The 16,878-nt window shown below is 71.9% G+C and carries 15 protein-coding genes; 4 read left to right on the forward strand and 11 right to left on the reverse strand.

All coding sequences use genetic code 11. The annotated features are described in order from the left end of the window. Positions 1 to 155: 155 nt before the first annotated feature. A complete protein-coding gene (locus tag ABZ464_RS01125; RefSeq protein WP_359269084.1) occupies positions 156 to 935 on the forward strand; it encodes an alpha/beta fold hydrolase in 780 nt (259 codons plus the stop codon). Next, positions 928 to 1,581, forward strand: a complete 654-nt coding sequence (locus ABZ464_RS01130) for a hypothetical protein (protein ID WP_359269086.1) — start codon at positions 928 to 930, stop codon at positions 1,579 to 1,581. The genes ABZ464_RS01125 and ABZ464_RS01130 overlap by 8 nt, the downstream gene beginning before the upstream one ends. Here the strand turns inward: ABZ464_RS01130 and ABZ464_RS01135 are convergent. The 6 genes from ABZ464_RS01135 to ABZ464_RS01160 form a co-directional block, all read right to left on the reverse strand. Continuing rightward, positions 1,578 to 2,324 carry an endonuclease/exonuclease/phosphatase family protein gene (locus ABZ464_RS01135; RefSeq protein WP_359269089.1) on the reverse strand — a complete coding sequence of 249 codons (747 nt, stop codon included), beginning with the start codon at positions 2,322 to 2,324 and terminating at the stop codon, positions 1,578 to 1,580. The genes ABZ464_RS01130 and ABZ464_RS01135 overlap by 4 nt on opposite strands. A gap of 152 nt (positions 2,325 to 2,476) precedes the next feature. Next, positions 2,477 to 3,430, reverse strand: coding sequence for an ROK family glucokinase (locus tag ABZ464_RS01140; protein ID WP_359269092.1), 954 nt, complete (start codon positions 3,428 to 3,430; stop codon positions 2,477 to 2,479). A 119-nt stretch (positions 3,431 to 3,549) separates the two neighbouring features. Further along, positions 3,550 to 4,068: a DUF5304 domain-containing protein gene (locus tag ABZ464_RS01145; protein ID WP_359269095.1), complete on the reverse strand. Its 519-nt coding sequence runs from the start codon at positions 4,066 to 4,068 to the stop codon at positions 3,550 to 3,552. Positions 4,069 to 4,221: 153 nt separating this feature from the next. Then, on the reverse strand, positions 4,222 to 5,388 hold the full coding sequence (locus ABZ464_RS01150; RefSeq protein ID WP_359269098.1) for an ArsA-related P-loop ATPase: 1,167 nt from the start codon (positions 5,386 to 5,388) through the stop codon (positions 4,222 to 4,224). Positions 5,389 to 5,421: 33 nt separating this feature from the next. Beyond that, positions 5,422 to 5,862, reverse strand: a complete 441-nt coding sequence (locus ABZ464_RS01155) for an SRPBCC family protein (RefSeq protein WP_359269101.1) — start codon at positions 5,860 to 5,862, stop codon at positions 5,422 to 5,424. 114 nt (positions 5,863 to 5,976) lie between these two features. Then, a complete protein-coding gene (locus tag ABZ464_RS01160; protein WP_359269607.1) occupies positions 5,977 to 6,732 on the reverse strand; it encodes a metallophosphoesterase in 756 nt (251 codons plus the stop codon). 337 nt (positions 6,733 to 7,069) lie between these two features. Between ABZ464_RS01160 and ABZ464_RS01165 the strand changes: the two genes are divergently transcribed. Beyond that, positions 7,070 to 8,866 (forward strand): AMP-dependent synthetase/ligase, encoded by a 1,797-nt coding sequence (locus tag ABZ464_RS01165; RefSeq protein WP_359269103.1) that lies wholly within the window; start codon positions 7,070 to 7,072, stop codon positions 8,864 to 8,866. Between the two features lie 32 nt (positions 8,867 to 8,898). On the opposite strand, the gene ABZ464_RS01170 is transcribed toward ABZ464_RS01165, so the two are convergent. Beyond that, positions 8,899 to 10,479 carry a GMC oxidoreductase gene (locus tag ABZ464_RS01170; protein WP_359269106.1) on the reverse strand — a complete coding sequence of 527 codons (1,581 nt, stop codon included), beginning with the start codon at positions 10,477 to 10,479 and terminating at the stop codon, positions 8,899 to 8,901. A gap of 104 nt (positions 10,480 to 10,583) precedes the next feature. Further along, on the reverse strand, positions 10,584 to 11,726 hold the full coding sequence (locus ABZ464_RS01175; protein ID WP_359269109.1) for a glycosyltransferase family 4 protein: 1,143 nt from the start codon (positions 11,724 to 11,726) through the stop codon (positions 10,584 to 10,586). A gap of 122 nt (positions 11,727 to 11,848) precedes the next feature. Between ABZ464_RS01175 and ABZ464_RS01180 the strand changes: the two genes are divergently transcribed. After that, entirely contained in the window at positions 11,849 to 13,093 is a 1,245-nt protein-coding gene (locus ABZ464_RS01180) for a glycosyltransferase family 87 protein (protein WP_359269112.1), read from the forward strand. A gap of 66 nt (positions 13,094 to 13,159) precedes the next feature. Here ABZ464_RS01180 and ABZ464_RS01185 read toward each other — a convergent pair whose 3' ends face one another. From ABZ464_RS01185 to ABZ464_RS01195, 3 genes are all read right to left on the reverse strand, one after another. Continuing rightward, positions 13,160 to 14,368: a hypothetical protein gene (locus ABZ464_RS01185; protein WP_359269114.1), complete on the reverse strand. Its 1,209-nt coding sequence runs from the start codon at positions 14,366 to 14,368 to the stop codon at positions 13,160 to 13,162. A gap of 39 nt (positions 14,369 to 14,407) precedes the next feature. Further along, entirely contained in the window at positions 14,408 to 15,430 is a 1,023-nt protein-coding gene (locus ABZ464_RS01190) for an NlpC/P60 family protein (RefSeq protein ID WP_359269117.1), read from the reverse strand. Between the two features lie 223 nt (positions 15,431 to 15,653). Then, entirely contained in the window at positions 15,654 to 16,694 is a 1,041-nt protein-coding gene (locus tag ABZ464_RS01195; protein WP_359269120.1) for an NlpC/P60 family protein, read from the reverse strand. Positions 16,695 to 16,878: the final 184 nt, after the last annotated feature.

A 16,878-nucleotide genomic window follows, 5' to 3' on the forward strand; every position in this document is an offset into this window, starting at 1 on the left:
GCCGTACAACAACCCAGTGCCTCCTGTATGTGTCCTCAGACCTTAACCCGGAGCGGCGGCAAAGGCTCCGACGGCCCTGGTCGGTGTCAGTGGGGTCGCGTACCGTGAACCTCACGTCCCTCTCATGAAGAACAGACGAAGACAGGAGACCGAAGGTGCCGGTCCTTCCTGGAGCCGAGCCGTACCGCCACGAGGGCGGGGAGGTCGGGGTCCTCCTCTGCCACGGCTTCACCGGTTCCCCTCAGTCACTGCGCCCCTGGGCCCGCCATCTGGCCGGGCAGGGTCTCAGCGTCTCGGTGCCCCTGCTGCCGGGGCACGGCACGCGCTGGGAGGACATGGCCCTCACCGACGGCGCCGATTGGTACGCGGAGGTGGACCGCGAGCTGCGCGCCCTGCGCGAGCGGTGCTCCCGGGTGTTCGTCGCCGGGCTGTCCATGGGTGGCGCGCTGGCGCTGCGGCTGGCCGCGAAGCACGGCGCGGGCGTCGAGGGCGTGATCGTGGTCAACCCGGCGAACAAGGTGCACGGGCTGTCGGCGTACGCCCTCCCGGTGGCCCACCACTTCGTGCGGTCGGCGAAGGGGATCGCGAGCGACATCGCGAAGGAGGGGATCGTCGAGACGGGGTACGACCGGGTGCCACTGCGCTCGGCGCATGCCCTGCGGATCCTGCTGCGGCAGATCGACGGGGAGCTTCCGCAGGTCACGCAGCCGCTGCTGCTCCTGCGCAGCGTCCAGGACCATGTCGTGCCGGCGGCCGACTCGGCCCGGGTCCTGAGCCGGGTCTCGTCCACGGAGGTGACCGAGATCCTCCTGGAACAGAGCTACCACGTGGCAACGTTGGACCACGATGCGGACCGGATCTTCGAGGAGAGCTACGCGTTCATCGCCCGGATCGCGCCCAGTGTCGGCAAGGAAGGGACGGCCGTAGGTGGCTGAGCACGACTCCGACCGCGAGGACCGGGAGAACCGGGACGAGCGGGAGGGCCTGGACGGCCAGGAAGCCCGTCGGGGCCGGGAGCCGGAGGAGCAGAACGTGCCTTTCGACGAGGACGCCGCGTGGGCGGCGATCGTCGCGGGGTACGGGGACGAACCGCCGGACCCGCCGGGGGCCAAGCCGTTCAAGTCGATCGAGGACCTGGCGCTGCTGGAGTCCCGGACGAACGAGGCGAACGACACGAGCGACACGAGCGAGGGCGAGCCCCGTGACTCCGGGGACGAGCAGGAGCCGAAACCGGCCAAGCCGCTCGGCAGCTCCATCTCGTTCGCGCCCGGTGTCGGCCCGCGCGACTACAGCGCGCCGGAGCCGGCCGAGGAGGACGTCGACGACGAGGACGAGGGTCACTTCGTACCGCCGGAGCCGCCGCCGCTGCCGGCCGCCGACACCACGGCCAAGTTCGCCTGGCTCGGGGTGATCGGCGGGCCGGTCCTGCTGTTGCTGGCGGTGCTGCTGGGCTGGGACATGACGTGGTGGCTGACGACGGTCTGCGTCGGCGGCTTCCTCGGCGGTTTCGCCACGCTGGTGGTGCGGATGCGACCGGACGACGAGGACGACCAGGATCCCGGGCGGGGGGCCGTGGTCTAGTTCGCGGGGATTCTGAGGGCGGCCAGGACCGGCAGGTGGTCCGTGGCCGCCCTCAGGTCGTTCTCGGTGACGCCGGGGAGGCCGAGGGGGACGCCGCAGCCGAGGACTTCGACGCCTTTGGTCGCGAAGATGCCGTCGATACGGCGGTCGGGGGCGGCGGCGGGGAAGGTGTGCTCGGCGCCCCAGGGGGCGGTGGTGCGGCAGTCCTGCAGGGTGCTGGACAGGCGGGCGAAGGTTCGGCCCTGGGGCCTCTCGTTGATGTCGCCGCCGGCGATCGCGTGCTCCACGCCCAGGCCCGCGAGGCGGTCGAGGAGCATGCCCGCCTGATCGTGGCGCTCGTCCCGGTGGAGGCCGAGGTGGCAGCTGATCACCCCGAGGCGGGCCCCCGCGAAGCGGACGACGGCGGTGGCGAGGCCTCGGCGGTGGTGGCCGGGGGTGAGGGGGAGCAGGACGTCCTCCGTGCGTTCCACGGTGGCGCGGAGGGAGCAGAGGACGGCCGGGCCGGCCGCCGTGCCGCCGCCGGTGAGGATCACCAGGTCGGTGGCTGCGGCCAGGCGGGCGAGTTTCTTGCGCCAGCGGAAGAAGATGGGGGCTTCCTGGAGGAGGACCAGGTCGGGGGCGCAGGCGGTGATGACGCGGGCGAGGGCGTGGGTGTCGTCGCGCATCGAGCGGATGTTGTAACTGAGGACGCGGAGGACGGCTGAACCGTCGGGCTCCGTGCGGGAGTTGGGGAGCGGCGTCATGTGGATCAATTTACGCCCAATGGGGCGGAGCGCGAGGAATGTGCGCGACTGCCGGATCGTCGTGGCTGGTCGCGCCCACGCGGCGGAGCCGCATGTTCGTACACGCCCCGCGCCCCTGAGCGGGCTCCGTCGCCCGACTCGAGATGTGAACGTCACATGATGGGGTCGGGCTCTCTCGCCAGGTCCGCCGCTCCCACCAGGCCCGCCTTGTTGCCGAGCTGGGCCGCGATCACGTCGGCGACCGGGCGCCAGTTGCCGCCGACCAGCCAGCGCTTGTAGGACTTGCGGATCGGGTCGAGGACCAGTTCGCCCTCGTCGGAGAGGCCGCCGCCGACGATGAAGGCGGAGGGGTCGAAGAGCGAGGCGAGGTCGGCGAGACCGGCGCCGGCCCAGCGGGCCAGCTCACGGTAGGAGTCGACGGCGACCGGGTCGCCCTGGCGGGCGGCCATGGAGATGTGCTTGCCCTCGATGCCGTCGGGGGAGCCGTCGCCGAGGCCGAGGAGGATCTCGGCGTTCTCCGGGGTGGCGTTGGCGCGCTGCTTGGCGTACCGCACGAGGGCGCGGCCGGAGGCGTACTGCTCCCAGCAGCCCTGCGAGCCGCAGCCGCACAGCAGGCCGTCCGGGACCATCCGGATGTGGCCGAACTCGGCGGCGACGCCGAAGTGGCCGCGGCGCAGCTTGTTGCCGATGATGATGCCGCCGCCGAGGCCGGTGCCGAGCGTGATGCAGATGACGTTGCGGTGGCCCTTGCCGGCGCCGAACTTGTACTCGCCCCAGGCGGCGGCGTTGGCGTCGTTCTCGACGACGACCGGGAGGCCCACGCGGGCCTCGACGTCGTCCTTGAGCGGTTCCTGGCGCCAGTCGATGTTGGGCGCGAAGTAGACGGTGGAACGCTGCCGGTTGACGTAACCGGCGGCTCCGATGCCCACACCGACGATCTCGTGGCCCGCGCGGGCGCCCTCCACGGCCGAGGCGATGGCGTCCACGATGGCCTCGGGCGTGGTGGGGGTCGGCACCTTGAAGGTCGAGAGGATGTTGCCTTCCTCGTCGACCACGCCGGCCGCGATCTTCGTGCCGCCGATGTCGACGCCGATGGTGAGTCCCATGAATCCCTCAGTTTCGGTCGAGCCCCGCTACGGCCAACGGTACCCGAGGCACTGTTCTCGGATTCCCGTCGTCCGCCGGGCGGACAGGCGCCCCGGGGCGTCTCTGAGGGTGGCCGCGGTCAGTCGAGGTCGATGCGCTGTCCCGGGCCGGTGCCCTCGCCCCCGTCGTGGGGGTCGTCGCGCGGGTCGTCCTCGAGGTCGTGGTCGCGGCTCGTCCAGCGCTGTTCCTGGTGCTGGACGGCGGAGCGGTAGGCGGCGAGCAGTTCGCCGCCGGCCGCCGCGAGGTGGTCGAAGACATCGGGGTTGCGCTCGATGACGGGTTCGACGGCGGCCTTGGCCTGCTGGACGACCTGGCGGACCACCTGCTGGGCGGCGCCGCCCGCGACCCCGCCGAGCAGCGGGGACTGGAGGCCGGAGAGCTTGTCGGCGACGGTCTCGACGAGCTTGCGCAGTTCCTCGGCGGCCGAGCCCTCCGGCCTGCCCTGCTCGGCCCGGCGGCGGGCCTTCTCGCGGGCCAGGTCCTCGGCACAGGCGGTGGCCCAGGCATCGGCGTCGGTCGCGCGGGGCTCCTCGGCGGCGGCCTCCTTGGCGGCGGCCTCGTCCCGGGCGGCGTCGGGCGTGGGGCGCTCTTCGCTCATGACGGACTCCTGATGGCTTCTGCTGTCCCGATCGGCCGTCCCGGTCGGTTGTCCGGTCGGTTGTCCGGTCGATTGTCCGATCGGTTGTCCCGACCGGACGACGCCCGATGACGGATCGTCCCTCTCGACGTTACCCGAACGGGGGTACGCCGTTCACCGTCCCTGCGGCCACAGGCCGGGATCCGGCGCGAACCGGATGCGCAGCTCGCCGTCGCGCAGGGCGGCGCCGTCCACGGTGCAGCGGCGCAGCGCCGAGGGCAGCGGGACGATCCGGCGGAAGGGGCCGGCGGCGAGGACGAGTTCGTCGCCGCGCCGGATGAGGTCCAGCTCGTCGCGTATGGCGCCGGGCAGCGGGAGGTGCCAGACGAGCACGCCGTCCTCGGCGAGCCGGTCGGTGACGGGCCACTCGACCGGGGAGGCGGCCGTGTTGACGGGGGGCACGGCGAGCGCCGTGAGGTCGTCGGCGCCGCGCGGGTCGTGCCCCAGGTGGGCGACGGTCCGCACGGAGTCGCCCCACTCCCCCAGGGCCTTGCGCTGCTGGGCGACCAGCCGGCCGAGCCAGCCGTCGTCGGCCGCCGCCTCCGGCAGGACCCGGTTGGCGACGAGCGACTCGACGGGAGTCGCGCGCAGGGCGAGGCCGAGGCGGGCGTCCCGGACGGCGTCGGCCCCGGCCGGGCCGGGTTCGGCGACGAGCCGTACGGCGGTGCGGCGGTCGGCGAGGACCGCCTCCACGGCGGCCAGCTCCAGGTCCCAGCGGCCGGTGGTCTCGTACAGCCACTCGGCGGGCATCGGCACCCCGGCGAGCCGCCCGAGGACGGGCCGCAGCGCACGGGCGGCCTGACGCTCCGGCGGCAGCAGCCGGCGCAGGTAGCGCCGCAGTTCCTCGGGGAGCGCGAGCAGGGCGAGGGCCTGGGGGGTGGGCGGCAGATCGACGACGAGCAGGTCGTGCGCCTCGGCGAGGGCGGCGTCCCGCAGGGCCCGCAGCAGCGTCAGCTCCTCGGCCCCGGGAAGCGGAGTGACCTCCTCGGGGTCGAGCCGCGCGGCCCCGAGCAGATCGAGCACGGTGGAGGCGCGGTCCTGGAATCCGGCGAGATCGTCCCGGAAACCGGTGGTGGCGTCGGGCCGCCAGGCGGTGAGCTGCGACAGAACCCGAACGGGCTCGGCCCCGGTCGGCACACCGAGGGCGGCACCGAGGCTGTCGGTCCGGTCGGCGCTGAGAACGAGGGTGCGGATGCCCACGCGGGCGGCGTCCAGCGCGGTGGCGGCCGCAACCGTCGTACGACCACTACCGCCAGGCCCGATGATCAAGATGGTGCGCATGAGGAGGAACGCTAACCGAGACGCACCCCCAGCCTACTTACCGGACTCGACCCGCTTCTTCAGGCCCGCCAGCGCCCGGTCGATGATGACCTTCTCGGCCTTGCGCTTGATCATCCCCAGCATCGGGATCTTGACGTCGACGGTCAGCTGATAGGTGACCTCCGTGGCGCCCGCCCCCGCCGCCTTCAGGATGTACGACCCGTCCAGCTGGCGCAGCATCTGCGACTTCACCAGCGTCCAGGACACCTCGTGCTCCCCGGTCCAGGTGTACCCCAGCACCTGGTCGTCCTTGATCGCACCGGCGTCCATGACGAGTCGCACCTGCTCGGCGCGCCCCTGCGCGTCCTCCTTGAGGACCTCCGCCTGCTTCACCTCGCCGGTCCAGTCCGGGTAGCGGGCGAAGTCCGCGATCACGGCCATGACGTCGGCCGGTGCCGCCTCGATCGTGATGCTCGAACTGGTGTGTTCCGCCATCGCCGTGACTCCTCCGGATACGGGCCCGTAAAGGTACGTGTGTGCAGCGTGAAGGCTACCGCGCGCCCGACCTGCCGCCTTCACCCCACCTCGTGATCAGGTCAGGAGACGGGGTCACCACTCCAGTGCCCACGGCTTCCCGCTCCCCGCGAAGTGCCCGACGTTGACGCACTCCGTCGCGCCGATCCGCATCCGCGGCGCGAGCGGCTGGTGGACGTGTCCGAAGAGGGAGTAGCGGGGACGGGTCCGGCGGATGGCGTCGAGCAGGGCGCGGCTGCCGCGTTCGAAGCGGCGCGCGACGGTGTCGTAGACGAGTTCGGGCACCTCGGGCGGGATGTGGGTGCAGAGCACGTCGACCTCGCCGACGGCCTCGATCTTCGCGGCGTACTCCTCGTCGCTGATCTCGTACGGCGTGCGCATGGCCGTTTGGAGCCCGCCGCCGACGAAGCCGAAGACCCGGCCGCCGATCTCCACCCGTTCGCCGTCCAGGACGGTGGTGCCGGGCCCGGCGTACTCGCGCCAGAGCTGGGGCATGTCGACATTGCCGTAGGTGGCGTACGTCGGGGTCGGGAAGGCCGGGAACAGCTCGGCGTACTGCTTGCGCACGGCCTTCTCGATGACGGCGGCCCGGTCGCCGTCGACGCCGGCCCACAGCCGGCGGCCGAGTTCGCGGGCCTCCTCGAAGCGGCGGGCGGTGCGCAGCTCGACGATCAGGTCGGCGTTCTCGACGCCGAAGAGGTCGGGGAAGATCCCGCGGGAGTGGTCGGCGTAGTCGAGGAAGAGGACGAGGTCGCCCAGACAGACCAGCGCGTCCGCGCCCTCTCCGGCCCGGGCCAGGTCACGGGCGTTGCCGTGCACGTCACTGACCACATGGATGCGTGTCCTGCGGTTACCGGCGGGTGTGGAGGCCATGACGATCAAGAGTAGGCGTGTGCGGCATAAGTGAACAGTGCCGACGGAATTAGCGGTTACTGGCCAGTCAGTAAAGGGGTGGACTACTGTGCGCGAGGAAACACCAATCTGTGTGACGCAGCGAACATCTCGTCGGACCCCCCTGTCGAAGAAGCCATACCGGCGGGTAACGTCCGGGCAGTCCAGTCGTGCTCAGGATTTCAACCATCGATCTCCGAGCACCAGCCCGAGCCTTGGACCGCACCGTCGCATCACACAACGTCGTGGCGCCGGCGCCCTATGAGGAGCAGCAGTCTTGCGCGAGTTCAGCCTTCCGGCTTTGTACGAGGTCCCTGCGGACGGCAATCTGACCGACATCGTCCGCAGAAACGCCGCGCAGCACCCCGATGTCGCCGTCATCGCCCGCAAGGTGGGCGGCGCCTGGCAGGACGTGACCGCGACGGCCTTCCTGGCCGAGGTGCACGCCGCTGCCAAGGGCCTCATCGCCTCCGGTGTGCAGCCGGGCGACCGGGTCGCTCTGATGTCGCGCACCCGCTACGAGTGGACGCTGCTGGACTTCGCGATCTGGAGCGCGGGCGCGGTCACCGTGCCGGTGTACGAGACCAGTTCGCCGGAGCAGGTGCAGTGGATCCTGTCCGACTCGGGCGCCACCGCCATGATCGTCGAGCTGGACGGTCACACGGCGGCCGTGGAGTCGGTGCGGGACACGCTGCCCGCGCTGAAGCACGTCTGGCAGATCGAGGGGGGCGGTGTCGAGGAGCTCGGGCGGCTCGGCCAGGACGTCTCCGACGAGACGGTCGAGGAGCGCGGCTCGGCGGCCCGCGCGGACGACCCGGCGACCATCGTCTACACCTCGGGCACGACGGGCCGACCCAAGGGCTGTGTGCTCACGCACCGCAGCTTCTTCGCCGAGTGCGGGAACGTGGTGGAGCGGCTGCGGCCGCTGTTCCGCACGGGCGAGTGCAGTGTGCTGCTCTTCCTGCCGCTCGCGCACGTGTTCGGCCGGCTGGTGCAGATCGCCCCGATGATGGCGCCGATCAAGCTGGGCACGGTCCCGGACATCAAGAACCTCACCGACGAGCTGGCCGCCTTCCGGCCGACGCTGATCCTGGGCGTGCCGCGCGTCTTCGAGAAGGTCTACAACTCGGCGCGGGCCAAGGCGCAGGCGGACGGCAAGGGCGCGATCTTCGACAAGGCGGCGGACACCGCGATCGCCTACAGCCGGGCGCTGGACCTGCCCTCGGGCCCGTCCCTCGGGCTGAGGATCAAGCACAAGGTGTTCGACCGGCTCGTGTACAGCAAGCTGCGCGCGGTGCTCGGCGGCAAGGGCGAGTACGCGATCTCCGGCGGCGCGCCGCTCGGTGAGCGGCTCGGTCACTTCTTCCGCGGTATCGGCTTCACGGTCCTGGAGGGCTACGGTCTGACGGAGTCCTGTGCGGCGACCGCGTTCAACCCCTGGGACCGGCAGAAGATCGGCACGGTCGGGCAGCCGCTGCCGGGCTCGGTGGTGCGGATCGCCGACGACGGCGAGGTGCTGCTGCACGGCGAGCACCTGTTCAAGGAGTACTGGAACAACCCTGCGGCGACCGCCGAGGCGCTGGCGGACGGCTGGTTCCACACCGGTGACGTGGGCACCCTCGACGAGGACGGCTACCTCAGGATCACCGGCCGCAAGAAGGAGATCATCGTCACGGCCGGCGGCAAGAACGTGGCCCCGGCCGTGATCGAGGACCGGATCCGGGCGCACGCGCTGGTCGCGGAGTGCATGGTGGTGGGCGACGGGCGGCCGTTCGTGGGCGCGCTGATCACCCTCGACGAGGAGTTCCTGGGCCGCTGGGCCGCCGAGCACGGCAAGCCGGCGGGGTCGACCGCGGCGTCGCTGCGCGGGGACGCCGATCTGCAGGCTGCCATCCAGTCGGCGATCGACGACGGCAACGCCGCGGTCTCGAAGGCGGAATCGGTGCGGAAGTTCCGCATTCTCTCCTCCCAGTTCACGGAGGACTCGGGTCATCTGACGCCGTCGCTGAAGCTCAAGCGCAACGTCGTGGCGAAGGACTACGCGGCGGAGATCGAGGCGATCTACGCCAAGTAGTCGCGCGGGCAGGAGTCACACGAGCAGCACGATCATGGCGCGGTGTCCTCGGCGAGGACCCGCGCCATCGTGCGTTCGGCGAGCGCGGTGATGGTGACGAACGGGTTGACGCCGATGTTGCCCGGCACCAGCGAGCCGTCGGTGACGTAGAGCTTGGAATACCCCTTCACGCGTCCGTAGTTGTCGGTGGCCTTGCCCAGCACGCAGCCGCCGAGCGGGTGGTAGGTGAAGTCGTCGGCGAAGATCTTGCTGGAGGAGCCGAAGAGGTCGTACCGGTAGATCGTCGAGTTCGCCGAGTTGATCCGGTCGAAGAGTTTCTTCGCCATGCTCACGGAGACCGCGCTCTGGGCGGCGCTCCAGTTCAGCTTGAGCGCGCCGTTGGTCCAGGAGAAGGCGGCCCGCTCGGGGTTCTTGGTGATCGCCAGATAGAGGCTGACCCAGTGCTCCAGGCCGGTCGGCAGCGGGGCCATCTCGGCGAAGACGGGGTTGTCGGTGTTGGCCCAGTCGTCGATGCCCATGACCGGCATGGTCGACTGGTTGGCGCCGACCGTGTCCCACAGGTGGTTGGCCCGGCCGAGCATCACGTTGCCGTTGGTGCCCCAGCCGGTTCCCACGCTCGCGTCCAGTGCCGGGAGCGTGCCGGTCTGCCGTGCCCGAACCAGGAGTTCGCTGGTGCCGAGGCTGCCCGCGCCGAGGAACAGATAGGTGCAGCCGTACTGCTTGGTCTCGACGACGGCGCCGGTGTCGTCGATGCGCTGGACGGTCAGCAGCCAGGTGCCGTCGCTCGCCCGGCTGATCGCGGTCACCTTCTCCATGGTGTGGATGGTGACGTTGCCGGTGCCGAGCGCGGACGCCAGATAGGTCTTGTCGAGGCTCTTCTTGCCGTAGTTGTTGCCGTAGATGACCTCCTGCCCGAGGGCGGACCTGGTGGCGGTGCCGGCGGCCTCGCGCTGCATGTAGCCGAAGTCGTAGACGCTGGGCACGAAGGTGGTCTTCAGACCGGTGTTGGCGGCGGCCTTCCGGGAGGTCCGGCTGAACTGGTACCACTCGGTCGACTCGAACCAGGCGGGGTCGATCGTGTTGACGCCGAGCATGGCGCGGGCCCGCGGGTAGTACGTGCCGTACATCTCCGTGACGTCGACGGTCGGGAACTGCTCGGCGAAGTAGGACTGGAGCGGGGTGACCGCCATCGAGCCGTTGACCAGGGAGCCGCCGCCGACCCCGCGGCCCACGAAGACGGACATGTTGTCGAAGTGCACCCGGTCCAGGACGCCGGGGTAGGGGCTGATGTCCTTGTTGACGACGTCCAGCCAGAGGAACGAGGCGAGCGGCGCCTCGGTGCGGGTCTTGAACCACATGGAGCGCTGGTCGGGGCTGGCGGTGTTGCAGAAGATCTTGCCGTCGGCGCCGGCGGTGTTCCAGAGCCGGCCCATCTCGAGGACGAGCGTGCGGATGCCGGCCTGGCCGAGGCGCAGGGCGGCGACGGCGGCTCCGTAGCCGGAGCCGATGACGATCGCGGGCGCGGACTCGACCGCGGCGGGCTCGTCCGCGCGGGCCGACTGCAGGCCGATGCGGGTGAAACCGAGGGTGGCCGCCGTCTGGAGGGCGGCCATACCAAGGATTTGACGTCTCGTCAGCTGACGCTGCATCAGTTTGGCTGTCATGTGCGCAGCATCAGCGGATTTCCGCCGTCCGGCTAGAGCAAAAGGCGAAAAGTCTAGAGCAATGTTTTCAGCTGCTCCGCGAGGAGGTCCCAGCGCCACTTCTCCTCCACCCAGCGCCGCCCCCGCTCGCCCATGCGACGGCGCAGCTCGGCGTCCCCGAGGAGGGCGACGATCCGCTCGGCGGCCTCGGCCGGGGAGCCGCCCCGCACGACCCAGCCCGTCTCCCCGTCCAGCACGGCGTCGGGCGCCCCGCCGGAGTCCCCGGCGACGACGGGCAGCCCGGTGGCGGACGCCTCCAGGTAGACGATCCCGAGCCCCTCGACGTCCAGCCCGCCCCGCCGGGTCCGGCAGGGCATCGCGAAGACGTCCCCGGCGCCGTAGTGCGCGGGCAGCTCGCTCCAGGGCACCGGCCCGGTGAACCGCACGGAGGCGGCGACCCCGGTCTCCCGGGCCAGCCGGCGCAGGTCCTTCTCGTACGGCCCGCCGCCGACGATCAGCAGCACGGCGTCCGGCTCGGCGGCCAGGATCCGGGGCAGGGCGAGGATCAGCGTGTCCTGGCCCTTGCGCGGCACCAGCCGCGAGACGCACACCACCACCGGCCGGTCGGTCAGCCCGAGCCGTGCCCGCACCTCGTCGCCGCCCGAGCCGGGGTGGAAGGTCTTCTCGTCGACGCCCGGCGGCAGCCGCACCATCCGCCCGGCCGCCGCCGGGCTCAGCGCGGTCGCCATCCGCGAGCGGGTGTACTCGCCGAGGTAGGTCAGGGTGTCCGTGGTGTCCCCGATCCGGCCGAGCAGCTGCCGGGCGGCGGGCAGCTGCGCCCATCCGGCCTCGTGCCCGTGGGTGGTGCCGACCAGCCGCTCGGCGCCGGCCTTCCTGAGCGCGGGCGCCATCAGCCCGAGCGGCGCGGCGGCCCCGAACCACACCGAGGTGCACCCGTGCTCCCGCAGCAGGCCGACGGCCCGCCGGGTCGCCCCGGGCGTCGGCAGCAGCATCGTCGTGGAGTCCCGTACGACGGTGAAGGGCTGCTCGGCGTCGAAGGCGGCGGTCGCCTCGGCGCCCTCCCGGCCCCGCTTCCAGGTGGAGGCGTAGACGACGAGCCGGTCGGGGTCGAGCCGGAGCGCCATGTTGTGCAGGAACGCCTGGATACCACCGGGGCGGGGCGGAAAGTCGTTCGTCACGATCAGGGTCTTGTGCATCGGGGCCGACCCTATCCAAACCCCGCTCACAGCCGCGCCCGGCCGCGCCTCACAGCCGACGGGGGGATCATGGGCCTCACGGGACGGACGGCGCTGTACGAACACTGAGGGAACGGACACCGGTGGAGATCACGGAAGCGAGACGGCCGCTCACCTGGCTGCTGGCGACCTGGGGCGTGACCCGGCTCGTCCTGCTCCTCTTCGTCTTCAGGGTGTTCCTCTTCCCCGGCCCGGACGTGACGACCGATGTGTCGTCCATCTACCAGGGCTGGTACGAGGTGCTGCGCACCGGCGGCTTCCCGCGGACGGACGTCACCTGGCAGTACCCGCCCGCCGCCGCCCTCGCGATCCTCTCCCCCGCCCTGCTGCCCTTCCTCGACTACGCGCAGGCGTTCTTCGTCCTGGCCTTCCTGGCCGACCTGGCCGTCCTCGTGCTGCTGCTGAACGCGGGGCTGCGCCCGCGCCGCTCGCTGCGCGGCGCCTGGGTGTGGGTGGCGGGCGTCCCGCTGCTCGGCCCGACGGTCTACGCCCGCTACGACGTGATGGTCACCGCGGTCGCCGTGGCCACCCTGCTCGCGGGCGTGCGCCACCCCCGGATCATGGGCGCGCTCACCGGCTTCGCCGCGCTGCTGAAGGTGTGGCCGGTGCTGCTCCTTGCGGGCGCGGTGCGGCGGCGGGCCTGGGGCGCGGCGGCGGTGACGGTCGCCGCGCTCTCGGGCCTGTTCGCCCTGCTGATGCCGGGCGCCTTCGCCTTCCTCACCTTCCAGCGCGACCGGGGCACCGAGGTGGAGTCGCTGGGCGCCCTCGTCTTCCATGTGGCCCGGCAGTTCGGCTGGCAGGGGCGGGTGCTGCTGAACTACGGCTCGGTGGAGTTCCTCGGCCCGTACGTGTCCGTGGTGAGCGACCTGGCGCTGTTCCTGACGGCGGTGGCGTTCGGCTGGCTGCTGCTGTGGCGGCTCGCGGCACGCCGGTTCGCGCCGCACACCCTGGCCGACGCGGCGTTCACGGCCGTCCTGCTCTTCACGGTGACCAGCCGGGTGATCAGTCCGCAGTACCTGGTGTGGCTGGTGGGCCTGGCCGCGGTCTGCCTGTGCTCCCGCGCGACCCGGATGACCGGTCCCGCCGCGCTGGTCCTGGCCGCGTCCTCGGTGACCGTGCTGGAGTTCCCGGTGTACTTCGCGGACGTCGTCAACAGCACCCCGCTCGGGGTGACCCTCCTCTTCGTGCGCAACGGCCTCCTGCTGACCGCCACGCTCGCCGCCGCCGTACGCCTGTGGCACTCGACCGTGCCGGAGCGCGCCCCGGACCGGGATCCCGTCCCGGATCGGACCGCCCGCACGAGCGAGACGGCCCCGGCCTCCTCCTGACACCCCGCACACCGCGACACCGGCCGCGGCGCCGGAGTGGCTCAGGGAGGCGCCGGCCGAGCTGGGTCAGCCGAGCTGGGCGCGCAGATACGTCTGCCAGTCCGCGGTGAGCTGCGGCAGGGACACGCCCAGCACGCTCCGCAGGGCCCCCTCGACCGCCCCCGCCCGCTCCTGGTGCGCCCCGACGGCCCGGTAGAACGCGTCCAGCTTCACCTCGCCCCACCGTTCGGCGATCATGCGACAGGCCAGCCAGCCGCCCTCGTAGGCCCGGGCCAGCAGGGCGGGGTCGCCGGAGAAGCCGAAGTCGGCGTCGGTGGGCAGCGCCGCCGGGAGCCGCCCCTCGGTGACCGCGCTCCGCAGCTCGGGCGCGACCTGGCGCGGGGTGCGCCCGGAGTCGCGGTAGCCGACCCAGTCGGCGTATCCCTCGGACAGCCACAGCGGGGTGGCCGCGTCGGTGTGGGCGCGGGTGGCCACATGGGTGGTCTCGTGGGTGAGGACGACCTGTCGGCCGAGCCCGCCGAGCAGGTCGTACGCGTCGGGGTTGACCACCACCCGGTCGGCCGGGAACCGGGTGCGGCCGTCGGCCCCGCCGCCGGTCTCGCCGGTCGTCACCGCGGCGATGCCCCGGTAGGAGGAGGCGGGCGAGCCGAGCAGGGCCGCCATGCCGTCCAGTGACTTCGGCACGAGGACGACGACGTGCCCCGCCCAGTCCGTGCCCCAGGCCGCCGACACCGACGGGACCGCGTCGTCGGCGAGATCGGCGAAGGCCCGCAGCCGCGCGGCGGTCTGCCCGGCGCCCAGCACCAGGCTGTGCTCACCCCGTACGACGGTCACCGCGCCCTGGTCCCACAGCTGCTCGGCGGCCTTCCCCGCGGGCCGCTCGGAGGTCACGCCCCAGCGCCCGCCGGCGTCCCGGGCCAGCCGCAGGGTGCGGGCGACGGTGACCGGGGCGCTGTCGTAGTCCCGCAGGCGGTAGCTGAGCGCGGCGTCGGCGGTCAGCGCGTCGCCGTCCCGGCGCACCGAGGTCACCCGGTACGACCAGGCCGCGAGCGGTACGGTCCGCAGCCGGGCGTAGTCCGCCCGGGCGCCGGTGGCCGCGTAGGCGTCGGCGTCGTGGTGCAGGACGGCCGCCGCCCGCCGGTCCAGCAGCTGCTGCACCTCGGTCCGGGAGGTGTCGGTGGCGGGCCTGCCGCCGCAGCCGACGAGGAAGAGGCCGACGAGCAGCAGACAGAGACCCGGGACCCCGGATCCGCGCACCCGCCCACGACCAGCCATCCTCCCGATCGTACGGCCGTCCCCGCGAGGGGACCCCGGTCAGGGCCGTGTCACCGAGGACACCGGCATCATCCCGACCGGGTCGTAGCGCACCGGAGCGCCCGGGTAGGGGGCGTGGATGACCTGGCCGTTGCCCGCGTACATGCCGACGTGGCTGGCGTCCGAGCGGTAGGTGACGATGTCGCCCGGCCGGGCCTGGGAGAGCGGGACGCTGCGGCCGGTGTGCGCCTGGGCCTGCGAGGTGCGCGGCAGGGCCACCCCGGCCTGTGCGTACGACCACTGCATCAGGCCCGAACAGTCGAAGCCGGAGGGGCCGTTGGCGCCCCAGACGTACGGCCTGCCGAGGGCGGAGCGGGCGGCGGCGAGGGCGGCGGCCGCGCGGCCGGAGGCGGGGACGACGCCGGTGAGCCCGGGCAGGTCGGTGCGGCCGGAGCGGGAGGCCCGGTCGTAGGCGGCGCGTTCGGCGGCCGGCAAGGCGTTGAGGAGCTGCCGGGCCCGGGCGAGCTTGCGCTCGACGGTCCGTTTGTGGTCGGCGACGGCCTTGCGGCTCTTCTCCAGCGCGGCGAGCTGCCCGGCGGCCTCGGTGCGCTCCTGGGCGAGTTCGCGGAGCGCGAGCTGGAGTTCCCTGAGTTCGCCCGCCTGGTGGGCGGTGATCCGGTCCAGGACGGACGCCTTGGCGAGGTAGTCGGCCGGGTCGTCGGAGAACAGCAGCGCCAGGGACGGGTCGAGGCCGCCGGAGCGGTACTGGGCGCCGGCCAGCGAACCGAGCCGCTCGCGCAGGTCGTTGATGTGCCCCTGCTGGCGGGCGATCCGGTCCTGCGCCCGGCGCAGCTGCCGGCGCAGGGTGCCGGCGCGCTCGTCGGCCTCGTTGAAGGCCTCGGTGGCCTGCTCCGCCTCCTCGTAGAGACGGTCCACCTCGGATCGGGTGTCGTCGTGCGGCGCGGCCGAGGCCGGTACGGCGGTCAGGGCGCCGAGTGCGGCGGCCGCGGCGGACAGCACACCGAGGGCGCTGACGGCGCCCCGGTCGAACCCGGACGGTGCAAGGCGGCGATGGGACCCCACGGGAAGCCGCGCTCCTTCCACTGGCGGACGAAACGCGGCAGACAGTAGCCCCGTGTCAGGGGGGCGGCCAAAGACCTCCACGGGCACACAACGTGACGCCCCGCCGCTGACGCAGGTCACCGGCGGGGCGTGGGGTCACTCGGGGTTGTCGTAATTCGCCCGTTCGGGCGGTGCCGTGTCCTGATCTTGGAAGGATCAGGACCCGGGCGGAGCCTCGGAGGGCTCAGACGCGGACGCCCCACATGAAGGGGCCGCCGATGGTGCTCATCGACTCGTAGCGGACGACGGTGCCGGTGCGCGGCGCGTGCAGGATCTGGCCGTTGCCCGCGTACAGGCCCACGTGGTGCAGGTCGTTGAAGAAGAACACCAGGTCGCCGACCTTGAGGTCGCTGACGGAGTAGATCTTCGTGCCGTAGCTGGACTGGGCCTCGGAGGTGCGCGGGATGGAGACGCCGGCCTGGGCGTAGGCCCAGGAGGTCAGGCCCGAGCAGTCGAAGGTGTTGGGGCCGGAAGCGCTGTAGACGTACGGCGAGCCGAGCTTGGACTGGGCGGCGGAGAAGGCGGCGGCGGCACGGCCGGAGGCGCTGCCCGTGTCACCGAGGTCGACCCGGGAGGCGGAGGAGCGGTTGGCGCGGGCGTCCTCGGCCGCCAGCGCGGCCTTCTCCGCCGACGTCAGCGTGTTGAGGAGCTTCTGCGCCGCGGCGAGCTTGCCCTGGGCGATCTTCTTCTGCTTGGCCAGCTCGGTCCGGGTGGCGGCGAGGTCCTTGAGCTTGGCCGAGGCCTCGGAGCGTTCCTGCGCGAGCTCGCGCTGCTTCTCCTGGATCTTCTTCAGCGCCTCGACCTGCTGGGCGCTGAGCTGGTCGGCGGCGGACGCCTTGTCCAGGTAGTCGTCCGGGTTCGAGGACAGGAAGAGCTGGAGGGAGGAGTCGATGGTGCCCGTGCGGTACTGGGCCGCGGCCGCCAGGCCTATGGAGTCGCGCAGCTCGTTGAGCTCCTCCTGGCCGCGGGCGACGTTGTCCTGGATGGTGGAGATCTCCTTCTGGAGCTTCTCCTGCTTCTCCTCGGCTCCGTTGAGCTTCTCGGTGGCCTGCTCCTGCTCCTCGTAGAGCTTGTCGACCTTGGCCTTGACCTCGTCCTTGGAGAGCTTCTCGGCAGGCGCCGCGTTGGCGGCCTGGGAGCTCAGAGCGACGGCAGCGGCGGCTGCGGTGGTCAGCACGGTCACGCGTACGCGACTCGGCTGCTTCGGTCGACGGTGGGACGCCACGGAGACGGGCTCCTTCTTTTGAGTGATCACCCGTGTGGAGGTTCGAGCACCAGACCTTAGTGACCCCACTGTGATCAGTTCAAATCCCCGGCCACAAAAATCACGTCACGCAACGCAGTTTTTTCACGTAACTCACCTGCCGTGACGCTGGCTTGACTTTACGTTGCGTGACGATTCCGCCAAT

It is taken from the genome of Streptomyces sp. NPDC005820 (genome assembly GCF_040630255.1).
Classification (GTDB): Bacteria; Actinomycetota; Actinomycetes; order Streptomycetales; family Streptomycetaceae; genus Streptomyces.

What these genes read in the sequence shown, in the direction of transcription:
- ABZ464_RS01175 (WP_359269109.1), bottom strand. Translation starts at nt 11,726, where the DNA reads ATGCACAAGACCCTGATCGTGACGAACGACTTTCCGCCCCGCCCCGGT.
- ABZ464_RS01145 (WP_359269095.1), bottom strand. Translation starts at nt 4,068, where the DNA reads ATGAGCGAAGAGCGCCCCACGCCCGACGCCGCCCGGGACGAGGCCGCC.
- ABZ464_RS01155 (WP_359269101.1), bottom strand. Translation starts at nt 5,862, where the DNA reads ATGGCGGAACACACCAGTTCGAGCATCACGATCGAGGCGGCACCGGCC.
- ABZ464_RS01140 (WP_359269092.1), bottom strand. Translation starts at nt 3,430, where the DNA reads ATGGGACTCACCATCGGCGTCGACATCGGCGGCACGAAGATCGCGGCC.
- ABZ464_RS01135 (WP_359269089.1), bottom strand. Translation starts at nt 2,324, where the DNA reads ATGACGCCGCTCCCCAACTCCCGCACGGAGCCCGACGGTTCAGCCGTC.
- ABZ464_RS01185 (WP_359269114.1), bottom strand. Translation starts at nt 14,368, where the DNA reads ATGGCTGGTCGTGGGCGGGTGCGCGGATCCGGGGTCCCGGGTCTCTGT.
- ABZ464_RS01150 (WP_359269098.1), bottom strand. Translation starts at nt 5,388, where the DNA reads ATGCGCACCATCTTGATCATCGGGCCTGGCGGTAGTGGTCGTACGACG.
- ABZ464_RS01170 (WP_359269106.1), bottom strand. Translation starts at nt 10,479, where the DNA reads ATGGCCGCCCTCCAGACGGCGGCCACCCTCGGTTTCACCCGCATCGGC.